Source organism: Streptomyces malaysiensis subsp. samsunensis (assembly GCF_024519315.1).
GTDB lineage: Bacteria > Actinomycetota > Actinomycetes > Streptomycetales > Streptomycetaceae > Streptomyces > Streptomyces malaysiensis.
Genome location: NZ_JANIIC010000086.1, coordinates 21974 through 34118, shown reverse-complemented (window position 1 = coordinate 34118; position 12145 = coordinate 21974). Strand labels below are relative to the sequence as shown.

General features: G+C 72.3%; 10 protein-coding genes and 1 pseudogene. 10 read left to right on the top strand and 1 reads right to left on the bottom strand.

The features are described 5' to 3' along the window. The 9 genes and pseudogenes from NQU54_RS50400 to NQU54_RS43210 all read left to right on the top strand — a co-directional run. Nucleotides 1-1343, top strand: a pseudogene (locus NQU54_RS50400) (DNA polymerase III subunit gamma and tau); the annotation flags it as partial. Nucleotides 1344-1472: 129 nt separating this feature from the next. After that, the gene (locus tag NQU54_RS43245; RefSeq protein ID WP_079152819.1) at nucleotides 1473-1808 is read left to right on the top strand and encodes a YbaB/EbfC family nucleoid-associated protein; all 336 of its coding nucleotides are present in this window, start codon (nucleotides 1473-1475) and stop codon (nucleotides 1806-1808) included. Nucleotides 1809-2092: 284 nt separating this feature from the next. Continuing rightward, complete coding sequence (recR, locus tag NQU54_RS43240) at nucleotides 2093-2692, top strand: recombination mediator RecR (RefSeq protein ID WP_069861000.1); 600 nt, start codon at nucleotides 2093-2095, stop codon at nucleotides 2690-2692. Further along, nucleotides 2685-3350 carry a DUF5063 domain-containing protein gene (locus tag NQU54_RS43235; protein ID WP_257635780.1) on the top strand — a complete coding sequence of 222 codons (666 nt, stop codon included), beginning with the start codon at nucleotides 2685-2687 and terminating at the stop codon, nucleotides 3348-3350. The genes recR and NQU54_RS43235 overlap by 8 nt, the downstream gene beginning before the upstream one ends. 416 nt (nucleotides 3351-3766) lie before the next feature. Next, on the top strand, nucleotides 3767-5047 hold the full coding sequence (locus NQU54_RS43230; protein ID WP_069860998.1) for an aspartate kinase: 1281 nt from the start codon (nucleotides 3767-3769) through the stop codon (nucleotides 5045-5047). Continuing rightward, complete coding sequence (locus NQU54_RS43225) at nucleotides 5044-6135, top strand: aspartate-semialdehyde dehydrogenase (protein ID WP_079258170.1); 1092 nt, start codon at nucleotides 5044-5046, stop codon at nucleotides 6133-6135. Before NQU54_RS43230 ends, NQU54_RS43225 begins: the two co-directional genes overlap by 4 nt. Nucleotides 6136-6602: 467 nt before the next feature. After that, nucleotides 6603-7178: a SigE family RNA polymerase sigma factor gene (locus NQU54_RS43220; protein WP_030829843.1), complete on the top strand. Its 576-nt coding sequence runs from the start codon at nucleotides 6603-6605 to the stop codon at nucleotides 7176-7178. Nucleotides 7179-7489: 311 nt separating this feature from the next. Continuing rightward, nucleotides 7490-8563 carry a hypothetical protein gene (locus tag NQU54_RS43215; protein WP_257635779.1) on the top strand — a complete coding sequence of 358 codons (1074 nt, stop codon included), beginning with the start codon at nucleotides 7490-7492 and terminating at the stop codon, nucleotides 8561-8563. Between the two features lie 163 nt (nucleotides 8564-8726). Further along, nucleotides 8727-9614, top strand: coding sequence for an SURF1 family protein (locus NQU54_RS43210; RefSeq protein ID WP_257635778.1), 888 nt, complete (start codon nucleotides 8727-8729; stop codon nucleotides 9612-9614). Here the strand turns inward: NQU54_RS43210 and NQU54_RS43205 are convergent. Beyond that, a complete protein-coding gene (locus NQU54_RS43205) occupies nucleotides 9520-11376 on the bottom strand; it encodes a S9 family peptidase (RefSeq protein WP_257635777.1) in 1857 nt (618 codons plus the stop codon). The genes NQU54_RS43210 and NQU54_RS43205 overlap by 95 nt on opposite strands. A 98-nt stretch (nucleotides 11377-11474) precedes the next feature. On the opposite strand from NQU54_RS43205, the gene NQU54_RS43200 reads away from it, so the two are divergent. Then, nucleotides 11475-11849, top strand: a complete 375-nt coding sequence (locus tag NQU54_RS43200; RefSeq protein WP_167502284.1) for a nuclear transport factor 2 family protein — start codon at nucleotides 11475-11477, stop codon at nucleotides 11847-11849. The last annotated feature ends 296 nt before the right edge of the window (nucleotides 11850-12145 follow it).

The following is a 12145-nucleotide window of genomic DNA, read 5'->3' as shown; positions in this document are numbered from 1 at the left end:
CGGGCCCCGCCATGGGGTACGTGCCGGGGCCCGACGCCCACGCTCCCGCCGCGCCCCCCACCGCTCCCGCCGCCGCTCCCGCCGCCGGGCCGTCCGGTCCGGCCGCCGCGCGTGCGGCGATGGCCGGGGGCGGGAGCGGCCAGGGGCAGGCCCCAGGCGGGCCGGGCGCCGAGGACCCTGGTGGGTGGCCCGCGGGTGCGCGGCCCGCCGCGGACAGCGGTCCGGGTGGCGGTCCGGGCGGCGCCGGTGACAGTGGACAGCAGGGCGGTGCCCCTGCGGCGCCCGCTGAGGGCGGCGGGCAGCGGCCAGGGGCCTGGCCGTCGGGCGCTCAGTCCCCAGCGGCGGAGGGCGGCGGCTCGCGGCCCGGAGCCTGGCCCACGGCTTCCGCGCCCGGCTCCGGGGCGTCCGGTGCGGGCGGTCCGGGCGGCGCTTCCGGTGGCGGGGGTGCCTCCGGTGGTGGCGCTTCCGGTGGTGGCGGTGGACGGGGCGCCGGGGCGCCCGCCCGACAGCCCGGCGGCTGGCCCACGGCCACCGCGCCGGGGCAGGGCGGCGGCCCACCCGCGCAGACACCCGCGGCGCCCTCCGCGCCGACCGGGCCTTCCGCACCCGCCGCGCCGGCCGCCCCTTCCGCACCCGCGCAGGGCGCACCGGGCATGGCGCAGGGCGCCGTGCAGGTGCGGCAGATGTGGCCGGACATCCTGGAGGCGGTCAAGAACCGCCGCCGCTTCACCTGGATCCTGCTGAGCCAGAACGCGACAGTTGCCGGCTTCGACGGCACCACCCTCCAGCTCGGCTTCTCCAACGCGGGCGCGCGTGACAGCTTCGTGGGCGGCGGCAGCGAGGACGTCCTGCGGCAGGCGCTCCAGGACGCCATCGGCGTGCAGTGGCGGATCGAGGCGATCGTCGACCCCTCGGGCGGCGCCGGACAGCAGGGCGGCGGCCCAGGTGGTCCGGGCGGTCCGGGCGGCTTCGGCGGTGCCGGTGGCCCGAGCGGTCCCGGCGGCTACGGCGGAGGCGGTGGTGGCGCCACCGGCGGCGGTTTCGGAGGCGGCAGCGGCGCCGGTGGCGGTGGCCAGCCCGCCGCGCCCCGGCAGCCCGCACCCCGGCCCGCGCCCGCCTCCCCGCCCCCGGCCGCGCCCTCCGCACCGTCCGGACCGGCGGACGCGGGCCCGCCCCCCGAGGCGGCGCCCGCGTACCGGGAGCCCGAGCCTCCGCGGGTCGCGCTGGAGGACGACATGCCGGCCGAGGACGACGCGGACCTGGACGACTCCGCGCTGAGCGGCCACGACCTGATCGTCCGCGAGCTCGGTGCCACGGTGATCGAAGAGATCGTCAACGAGTAGGAGGCGCGGGCCCCGCACCCGTGCTCCACGTCGCCGCGTCTCCTCCGTACGGCGTAGAGCAAGGCGCACGGGGAGCACGTAGGCTCGGGCTATCGAAGAGAACGACTGTCGAGCGCCAGGAGCGAAGCCGTGATCCCCGGTGGTGGCCAGCCGAATATGCAGCAGCTGCTGCAACAGGCTCAGAAGATGCAGCAGGACCTCGCCGCGGCCCAGGAGGAGCTGGCCCGGACTCATGTCGAGGGTTCCGCGGGCGGTGGCCTGGTGAAGGCGACCGTGACCGGTGCCGGTGAGTTGCAGGGCCTGGTCATCGACCCCAAGGCCGTGGATCCTGAGGACACGGAGACCCTCGCGGATCTGGTCGTCGCGGCCGTCCGTGACGCCAACAACGCCGCGCAGGAGCTCCAGCAGCGCAAGCTGGGCCCGCTCGCCCAGGGGCTGGGCGGTATGCCCGGACTCCCGTTCTGAACCTCGGGTTCCGGGGCATCACCTCGGGTTCCGGAGCATTCCGGGCCTCGGGGCGTCCCGGATCCTCGGGCTCCCTGGCCCCGACCCGGCCGCCCGGACGCGGCGGCCCGGACGCGGCGGCCCGGCCGTGAGAGCGGTGCGGCCCCAGCCGTAAGAGCAATGGTCCCAGCAAGATCAAGGCCCCAGCCGTAAGAGCGCGAAAGCCCCGGCCGTGAGGGCGCGGCGAAACCGAATATTCATGTGAAGTACGGCCACCGCGCGGCGGCGCGAGATTGGATGAAGGCGTGTACGAGGGCGTGGTCCAGGACCTCATCGACGAGTTGGGCAGGCTGCCCGGCGTCGGTCCCAAGAGCGCGCAGCGGATCGCCTTCCACATCCTTCAGGCCGAGCCCACCGACGTCCGCCGCCTCGCGCATGCGCTGACGCAGGTCAAGGAGAAGGTGCGGTTCTGCGCGGTCTGCGGGAACGTCGCCGAGGCCGAGCAGTGCCGCGTCTGTCAGGACCCCCGTCGTGACTCCGCGGTCATCTGTGTGGTCGAGGAGCCGAAGGACGTCGTCGCGATCGAGCGGACGCGTGAGTTCCGGGGCCGCTATCACGTGCTCGGCGGGGCGATCAGCCCCATCGAGGGCGTCGGCCCGGACGATTTGCGGATCAGGGAGCTGCTGACGCGGCTCGCGGACGGTACGGTCACCGAGCTCATCCTGGCCACCGATCCGAATCTGGAGGGCGAAGCCACCGCCACGTACCTCGCGCGCATGATCAAGCCCATGGGTTTGAAGGTCACCCGCCTGGCCAGCGGCCTCCCGGTCGGTGGCGACCTGGAGTACGCCGACGAGGTCACGCTCGGTCGTGCCTTCGAAGGGAGAAGACTTCTCGATGTCTGACGCAACGCTGCACGACGCCCACCCGGACCCGGACGACTTCGCGGTCCAGATCTCCGACCAGATCGAGAGCTTCATCGTCGCGGTCACCGAAGTCGCCAAGGGGGACGAGCCGGACAGCGCTGTGCCGTTCCTGCTGCTCGAGCTGTCCCAGCTGCTCCTCGCGGGCGGCCGGCTCGGCGCGCACGAGGACTTCGTCCCGGACGAGCGGTACGAACCGGACGCTGGCCCGGAGCCGGACGTCGACGAGCTGCGTGAGCGCTTCGCCCAGTTGCTGGAGCCGGTGGACATCTACTCGGAGGTCTTCGACCCGTACGTGCCGCGCAGTCAGCCCGTCGCCTGCCGGATCTCCGACGACCTGGCCGGGATCATCACCGATCTGCGGCACGGGATGGCGCACTACCGCGGGGGCCGGATCAGCGAGGCGCTGTGGTGGTGGCAGTTCTCGTACCTCGCCAACTGGGGGACGACCGCCTCGGCGGCCCTGCGCGCGCTCCAGTCGCTGGTCGCGCACGTACGGCTGGACAGCCCGCTGGACGAGCTGGACGGACTGGACACGGACAGCAACGCGGGCGGTGACGAGCAGCTCGCGGAGGAGGCCGGCCGGGTCATGGCGGCGGAGATCGCGGCGCCGCTCGGCCTGCGCTCGGGGCCGAGCTGAGGAAGGTCCGGACGCGCTGAGGAATGTCCGGGTCGCGCTGAGGAACGTCCCGGGGCCGCGCTGAGGAGCGTCCGGCGCGGCCTGGAAGGCGGCCCCCGGGTCGGCCCCGCGGCCCCGGGTCGGCCCCGGGGCGACTCGCGAGAGACGGTCCACGCGACGGCCCGCCGGGCCGCCCGCACCTGTGAGCTGGATTACGTTCCCGTGTGCTTCGGCGGTGAGCGGGCAGGGTTCGTCGCTGAGCGGGTGGGAGGGATGCGGGGAATCTCGCGGGTGCGTGGACGCTGCGCCCTCGGCGCCCCTTGTCTTTCCTGATCACCCTGTGAGGCATTCGTCTCGCTATGTGATATTGGGAGGGCACATTCCGGCCGCTCGTTAGACTGAGCCGACCGCATTATTGAGAGCTGCGAGGAGCGCACGTGGGCCTTGTCGTGCAGAAGTACGGAGGCTCCTCCGTTGCCGATGCCGAAGGCATCAAGCGGGTCGCCAAGCGAATCGTGGAAGCCAAGAAGAACGGCCACCAGGTGGTCGTCGTGGTTTCCGCGATGGGCGACACGACGGACGAGCTGATCGATCTCGCCGAGCAGGTATCCCCGATCCCTACTGGCCGTGAATTCGACATGCTGCTGACCGCCGGGGAGCGGATCTCCATGGCCTTGCTGGCGATGGCGATCAAAAACCTCGGTCATGAGGCGCTGTCGTTCACCGGCAGCCAGGCGGGAGTCATCACCGACGCGGTTCACAACAAAGCACGGATCATCGACGTCACGCCGGGCCGTATCCGTGACGCGCTCGAACTCGGCGCGGTCGCGATCGTCGCGGGTTTCCAGGGCGTGTCCCAGAAGAGCAAGGACATCACCACCCTCGGCCGGGGTGGTTCGGACACCACCGCGGTCGCGCTGGCCGCGGCCCTGGATGCCGAGGTGTGCGAGATCTACACCGATGTGGACGGCGTGTTCACCGCCGATCCACGGGTGGTGAAGAAGGCTCGCAAGATCAACGAGATTCCGTACGAGGACATGCTGGAGCTGGCCGCGAGCGGCTCCAAGGTGTTGCACCTGCGCTGCGTGGAGTACGCGCGCCGGTACAACATCCCCATCCACGTACGGTCGTCTTTCTCCGGCCATCAGGGCACCTGGGTGCGCAACCGGCCGGAAGCGCGAGAAGGAGAAGAAGGCATGGAGCAGGCGATCATCTCCGGGGTCGCACACGACACGTCCGAGGCCAAGGTCACGGTCGTCGGGGTGCCGGACAAGCCGGGTGAGGCCGCGGCCATCTTCCGTACCATCTCCGACGCCGAGATCAACATCGACATGGTGGTGCAGAACGTCTCCGCCGCGTCGACCGGGCTGACCGACATCTCCTTCACGCTGCCGAAGACCGACGGCCACCGGGCGATGGAGGCGCTGACCAAGGCGAAGGCGCTGATCGGCTTCGACTCGCTGCGCTATGACGACCAGATCGCCAAGATCTCCCTGATCGGTGCCGGAATGCGCACCAACCCGGGGGTCACCGCGACCTTCTTCGAGGCGCTGTCGAACTCCGGGGTCAACATCGAGCTGATCTCGACCTCCGAGATCCGTATCTCGGTCGTCACCCGCGCCGACGATGTGAAGGACGCGGTCGTGGCCGTGCACAGCGCCTTCGGCCTGGACAGCGACAGCGACGAAGCGGTGGTCTACGGAGGTACCGGCCGATGACTCGCCCTGGCGGTGCCGGCGGTGGCGAAAAGCCCACCCTCGCGGTCGTCGGTGCCACCGGCGCGGTCGGCACCGTCATGCTCTCGATCCTCTCGGAGCGCGCCGATATCTGGGGCGAGATCCGGCTGATCGCCTCGCCCCGCTCGGCCGGCCGGAAGCTGACCGTCCGGGGTGAGCAGGTCGAGGTCGTCGCGCTGGGCGAAGAGGCGTTCGAGGGCGTTGACGTCGCGATGTTCGACGTGCCGGACGAGGTGTCGGCGCAGTGGGCGCCCATCGCGGCGAGCAAGGGCGCGGTGGCCGTCGACAACTCCGGCGCCTTCCGGATGGACCCCGATGTCCCCCTGGTGGTGCCGGAGGTGAACGCGCACGCGGCCCGTGTCCGCCCGCGCGGCATCATCGCCAACCCCAACTGCACCACCCTGTCGATGATTGTCGCGATGGGCGCGCTGCACGCCGAGTTCGGGCTGAGCGAGCTGATCGTCTCCTCGTACCAGGCGGTCTCCGGTGCGGGCAAGGAAGGCATCGACGCCCTGCGCGAGCAGATCGCGCTGGTCGCCGGTACGGAGCTGGGCACCCATCCCGGGGACGTACGGCGGGCGGTGGGCGACACCGGGCCGTTCCCGGCGCCGATGGCGCTCAATGTGGTGCCGTTCGCCGGTTCGCTCAAGGAGGACGGCTGGTCCTCCGAGGAGCTCAAGGTGCGCAACGAGTCCCGCAAGATCCTGGGGCTGCCGGAGTTGAGGGTCACCGCGACCTGTGTACGGGTGCCCGTGATCACCACGCATTCGCTGGCCGTGCACGCGCGGTTCGAGAACGAGGTGACGGTCGAGGCGGCGCACGAGATCCTGGCGGGCGCCCCCGGTGTGGTGCTGTGCGACAACCCTGCGGAGGGCGAATTCCCCACCCCGGCCGACGCCGTGGGCACCGACCCCACCTGGGTGGGGCGGGTTCGGCGGTCGCTGGACGACCCGAAGGCGCTGGAGCTGTTCGTCTGCGGCGACAACCTCCGCAAGGGCGCGGCGCTGAACACCGCGCAGATCGCGGAGGTCGTCGCAGCCGAGCTGACTGGCGGGGCCGCCGCGAGGTGACGGGGCCCATGGGCAGTGACGGGGCCCATGGGCAGTCGGCCGACTGTGTAGCGGTCGGACGGCCGTACGAGGGGGCCGGGCCGCCGGAACGTGAGCGACCGTCTTAAAGTGACGTTTCAGCAGGTGCGTCGTCCGGCAGATGTGAATATCCTGTGCGCGTGTCACTGGCCTGGACCAGCTGAGCTGGGCCGTTGATGTGGTCGACGTATTCGCTCCCCGCCCGCTGCAACCGGCAGCGGGCGGGGAGCGTCTTTCCAGCCGCCCCGCAGTGGGCGCTGGGATAACTGGGGCATTGGGGAAGAGTTGGTGCGCATGGGGGCATTGAACGCATCGTCAAAAGCGATGCTCCGCGCGTACAACCCTGACAGGGGGCGGCGTGTCCAACAGGCGTGGCAGAGGTATTCGGCATCGCGACGGTTCCAGTGCGCGGCGGCGCGGCAGTACGCCCCCCGCGTGCACCAGGTGGCATGCCGGTGATCGCGCCGTGGCCGACGGCCCGCCCCGCGCACATCACAACAGGGCGCGAGGACACTGACGACGCGATGGCAGCGGGCACCACAGTCGATCACCTCACCGAGACCTACCGCGCTCACTACCGGTCGCTCCTCGGTCTCGCCGCGCTCCTCCTCGACGACACCGCGTCCTGCGAGGACGTCGTGCAGGAAGCGTTCATCCGTGTGCACTCGGCGCGCAAGCGAGTCCGGGACCCCGAGAAGACCCTCGCCTATCTGCGGCAGACGGTCGTCAATCTCTCCCGCTCCGCGCTGCGCCGGCGCATCCTCGGGCTGAAGCTGCTCTCCAAGCCGATGCCCGATATGGCCAGTGCCGAGGAGGGGGCGTACGAACAGCTTGAACGGGATCAATTGATCAAGGCGATGAGGGGACTTCAGCGCCGTCAGCGCGAAGTTCTCGTGCTGCGCTACTTCGCCGATATGACCGAGGCCCAGGTGGCCGAGACGCTGGGGATATCGCTCGGCTCGGTCAAGGCGTACGGCTCGCGCGGCATCGCGGCGCTCCGCGTCGCCATGGAGGCTCCGGCATGAACCACATCACACCTACGCCGGGCCCGGGGGATCCCGGTCGGCGGAACGGCGACGGGGCCGATTCCGGAGAGCCAGTGGAGTCCACGGAGCCGACGGAACCGATAGAGCCGTCGGAGCCGACGGAATCGGCAGAGCCGACGGGGTCCGCGGGATCCGGGGAGTCCGCGGGGTCTGCGGCGTCCGCGGGATCTACGGAGGCCGGTGAGCACACCGGGTCCGCCGGGACCAGGGGTGGCGCTGACTCCCCCGGGTCCGCGGAGGCCGGGGAGATCGATGCCTCCACCGGGTCCGCCGGGGCCGGACGGTCCGCCGTGTCCGGGCAGGGGCAGGTGACGCCCCTGCGGATTCGGCTGGACGACGACGGGCCCGGCGGTGAGGACGAGGAGTCGCTGCGGCGGCTGCTGCATCGCGCCGTCGATGACCTCGAGCCCGCCCCCGACACCCTCGACCATTTGCGGCGCGCCGTGCCCGCCCGCCGTGCGCGGCGGCGCCAGGCCCTGGTCGGGGCCGCGGCGGCGGTGGTGCTCGGCTGTGCGGCCGTACCGGCGCTGGTGCACGTCGCGACCACCGGCGACGGCGGCAACGACCAGCCGGCCAACGCCTCCAGCAGCCACCGCACCCCTGAGGTCAGCGGCGGCCGGCACGGTGAGGGCAGCGGCGGCAAGGGCTCCGATGGGCCCGCCGACACGGTCGAGCAGGACAAGGGCGACAAGGGCAAGGACAAGGGGAAGCACAAGCCGCCGAAGGGTGAGGAGGGCGGCTCCGGGGGCACGGCCCCCGACCCCTCCAACACGCTGAACGCCACCTCCCCCACATGCAGCCGCACCCAGCTCACCAGCGGTGGCGCCGGATCGGTCGGGGCGGCCGACGCGGAGGGGCGGGTCTACGGCTCGTTCCGCGTCGTGAACATCTCGGACCAGTCCTGCACGGTCGAGGGCAGCGGCTCGGTGGGCGCGAGCGCCCAGGGCGGTGCGGACGCCTCGCGGATCCTCGTCGTGGACCATACGGCGGGGGACGCGGCGGCGGGGCTGCCCGACCCCTCCGCCCAGCCGGGCACGCTCATCCTCGGGCCCGGCCAGGCGTACGAGGTCAAGTTCGCCTGGATCCCGACGTCGGGCGGCGGCACCAGCGGCTGCTCCACCACCGGCACCCCGACCCCGGATCCGTCCACGGAGTCGGCCCAGGACGGGCCGCAGGACGATCCCAGCACGGGCGCCCCGGGCGGCACCCCTGGCGGGGGCGGTGGCGACGGCGGTGAGCCGCCGGACTCGAGCGTCCTGGTCAGCCACACCCCCGAGGCGGGCGACCCGGCTGCGGCGAGCGTGACGATCGGCGGCGCCTGCGCAGGAACGATCTACCGCACCGGTCTGGTGGCGTCCTCCTAGAGCCGCGGGCAGCGGCCTCCCCGAGCCGCCTTCCGGTGCCCCGCGCCCGGGAGGCCCTGCGGCCGTCCTGGTGTGCCATGGCGGGATCCGGGGGCCGCGACGTGGGGGTCCGTGGGGCGGCCCCGCCGCCGGGGCCGCGACGCGAAGCCCGTACCGTGGGGGTGTGTATCGGTTTCTGCTGACCCCCCGCTGGTGGGTGATCAATGTGTTCACCGTCCTGGCGATCCCGGTCTGTCTCTTCATGGGCAGTTGGCAGCTCAGCCGCTTCGAGACGCGTGTCAACACGCATAACCAGCAGCAGGAAGAGGCGTCGGGCGAGCGGAAGGCCGAGGCCCGGCCGCTGCGCGATCTGCTGCCGGTCACCGCGAAGACCTCCGGGGAGCGGGCGACCGCCACCGGCCGATACGACACCGCACATCAACTCCTCGTTCCCGACCGGCGGCTGGACGGCCGCGACGGCTTCTATGTACTGACCCTGCTGCGTGTGGACGGGGGCGCGAACGGAGGCGGCGGCGCCGGGGCCAAGGCGCTCCCCGTCGTCCGCGGCTGGCTCCCCGGCGACGCCGACGACCCGACGGCCACCGCCAAGGTGCCCGCACCCCCCTCCGGTGAGGTGACCGTCACCGGGGCGCTTCAGGCGTCCGAGCACCAGGGCGGCGACGGGGTGAGCGCGAGCGGTGGCCTCCCCCGCGGTCAGCTGGGCATGATCAGCGCCGCCTCCCTGGTCAACCTGGTGCCGTATCAGGTGTACGACGCCTGGGTGACCTCCTCCCAGGCTCCCGGGGCCCTGAAGCCGGTGCCCCCCACGGCGGCGGAGGGCACCGGGCTCGACATCAAGGCGTTCCAGAACCTGGGCTACACCGGTGAGTGGTTCGTCTTCGCCGGCTTCGTGGTCTTCATGTGGTTCCGGCTGTTCCGCCGAGAGGCCGAGACGGCCCGCGATCTGGCCCTCGGCCTCACACCGCCCGAGCCGACGGCTCCGACGGCGCCGGACGCGGACCGGACCCCAGATGACGCTGAGCGAACTCGATCTCCAGGCGCACCTGTTTGATCCGCTCCTGGACGACCAGCGAGCCGTGCCCCGCCTCATAGCGGTAGACCTCATGCGGGGCGCCGCGCCGCTCGAGCCGCTCCACATAGTTGTCGATCTGCCGTATGGGGCAGCGCGGGTCGTTGACCCCCGCCGAGATGTAGACCGGCGCTCGCACCTGATCCACATAGGTCAGCGGGGACGACGCCTCGAACCGCTCCGGCACCTCCTCCGGGGTGCCGCCCAGCAGGGTGCGGTCCATCGCCTTCAGGGCCTCCATCTCGTCGTGGTAGGCCGTCACATAGTCCGCGACCGGGACCGCGGCCAGCCCCAGCGCCCATGAATCCGGCTGGGTGCCGATGCCCAGCAGCGTCAGATAGCCGCCCCAGGAACCGCCGGCCAGCACCAGCCGCTCGGGGTCGGCGAGCCCCGAGGCCACCGCCCACTCCCGTACCGCCGCGATGTCCTCCAGCTCGATCAGCCCGACCCGGTGCTTGAGCGCGTCCGTCCACGCCCGGCCGTAACCGGTGGAGCCGCGGTAGTTGACCCGCACCACGGCGAAGCCGTGGTCCACCCAGGCCGCCGGGCCCGCCGCGAAGGCGTCGCTGTCGTGCCAGGTCGGCCCGCCGTGGATGTCGAAGACCGTCGGGAAGGGGCCCTCGCCCTCGGGCTTCTGCACCAGCGCGTGCACCCGTCCGCCGGGCCCGTCCACCCAGACGTCGGTGACCGCCACCGACTCCGGGGCCGTGAAACCGGGCGGGTCCAGCACCGTCCGCCCGCTCGTGGACCGCACCCGGGGCGGCTTCTGGGCCGATGACCACAGGAACTCCGCCGAGCCGTCCGGCCGCGCCGTGGCGCCCGAGATCGTGCCCGCCGGGGTCTCCAGCCGGGTGAGCTCGGCAGCGGCGAGGTCGTACCGCCACAGCTCGCTGCGCGCGTGATGGCTGTGCTCGACCAGCAGCGCCGATCCGTCCGGGAACCAGTCCGCCCCGACGTCACCGGGCAGGTCGATCGCCAGCGCGGTCTCCACACCGGTCAGCGGATCCCACACCATGGGCTCCCACCGGCCGCGCCGCTGGTGCCCGACCAGCAGCCGGGTGTCCCCCGCGACGGGCGCGAAGCCCATCACGGACAGGCCCAGCTCCTCGGTGCCGCCCTTGGTGTCGTCCAGCTCGGCGACGGCCGTCCCGTCCAGCCGCAGGACCCGGATCGCCGAGTGCATCGCGTCGCCGTGCTCGGTGTGCTCTATCGCGATCAGCGTCCCGTCATGGGTGAGATCGCCCACTCCGGCGGACTCGCGGTGCCGGTAGATCTCCTCGGGCTCGCCGCCCGGCCGCACCACATGGATGGTCGAGCCGTCCTCGTCGGTGGACCGCCCGACGACCGCCGTGCCGTCGCGGCCCAGCGCGAGCCCCGCGGGGTAGGAGGGGGCCAGACCGGGGGCCGCGGGCTCGTCGGCCGGGCGCTCGCCCCCCTCGCCGCCGCGGAACGGCTGACGCAGCCACACCCCGAACTCATCGCCGTCGGTGTCCGAGAACCACCAGATCCACCGGCCGTCCGGCGACAGCACCCCGTCGGTCGTCCCGTTCGGCCGGTCCGTGACCTGCCGCTGTGCCCCGGTCGCCCGGTCCCATGCGTACAGCTCATACGTGCCCGTGGCATTCGAGACGAACAGCGAGTGGTCCGGGGCGTCCTCCGCCCAGTCGGGCAGCCCCACTCGCGGCGCCCGGAAGCGCTTTTCCCAGTCCGGCATGGACTCCGTGCTCTCAGTCATGCCCACCATTCTGCGCCGCACCCCGACATCCGCGCTGGCGTCGTCCCGCGCCTGTGGATAACGTTCCCGGCGGGATGGACGGAGGCCGCGCAACCGAGGGGGAGCTGATGGCCGACATAGGCGCGACGGTGGAGACGTACTGGGCAACGGCCCAGGCCAGGGACTGGCGGGCATTCGGCGCCACCCTCGCCGACGACGTCCGCTACGAACTGCCCCAGACCCGCGAGCGGGTGCTCGGCCGGGACGGTGTGGTCCGGTTCAACGCCGAGTACGTGGGCGAGTGGAGCCTGGAGGTCGAGCGCGTCGTGGCCGACGGCGAGCAGGCGGTCTCCTGGGTGCGCTACAGCGTGGACGAGGAGGAGACGCAGGCGATCAGCTTCTTCACCGCCTCGGCGGACGGCCGGATCCAGACCATCACCGACTTCTGGCCGACGTCGTACGAGGCGCCGAGCGAGCGTGAGCATCTGGTCGAGCGCTTTTGAGCGCTTCTGGACGCCTCTCCGGGCGGTTCTCCGGGCGGCTTCTGGACGTGGCCCCTCCGGCCCCCTCCTGGCCCCTCTGAGCGTTTCCGGACGCGACTCCGTCCGGACGGGCCTCTCCGGGCGCTTCCGACCGCTCCCGGCCGATCCATCCGGGCAGCGGGCCGAGCACTTCCGTCCGTACCCCCGCGCACGCACGCCTCAGGCCGCACCCTGCCGTACGCGATCCCGCCCCTGCCCCGGGTCCCTGCCCCGGGTCCCTGCCCCGGGTCCCTGCCCCGGGTCCCTGCCCCGGGTCC

What these genes read in the sequence shown, in the direction of transcription:
- NQU54_RS43235 (WP_257635780.1), top strand. Translation starts at nt 2,685, where the DNA reads ATGTCTGACGCAACGCTGCACGACGCCCACCCGGACCCGGACGACTTC.
- NQU54_RS43200 (WP_167502284.1), top strand. Translation starts at nt 11,475, where the DNA reads ATGGCCGACATAGGCGCGACGGTGGAGACGTACTGGGCAACGGCCCAG.
- NQU54_RS43205 (WP_257635777.1), bottom strand. Translation starts at nt 11,376, where the DNA reads ATGGTGGGCATGACTGAGAGCACGGAGTCCATGCCGGACTGGGAAAAG.
- NQU54_RS43225 (WP_079258170.1), top strand. Translation starts at nt 5,044, where the DNA reads ATGACTCGCCCTGGCGGTGCCGGCGGTGGCGAAAAGCCCACCCTCGCG.
- NQU54_RS43220 (WP_030829843.1), top strand. Translation starts at nt 6,603, where the DNA reads ATGCCGGTGATCGCGCCGTGGCCGACGGCCCGCCCCGCGCACATCACA.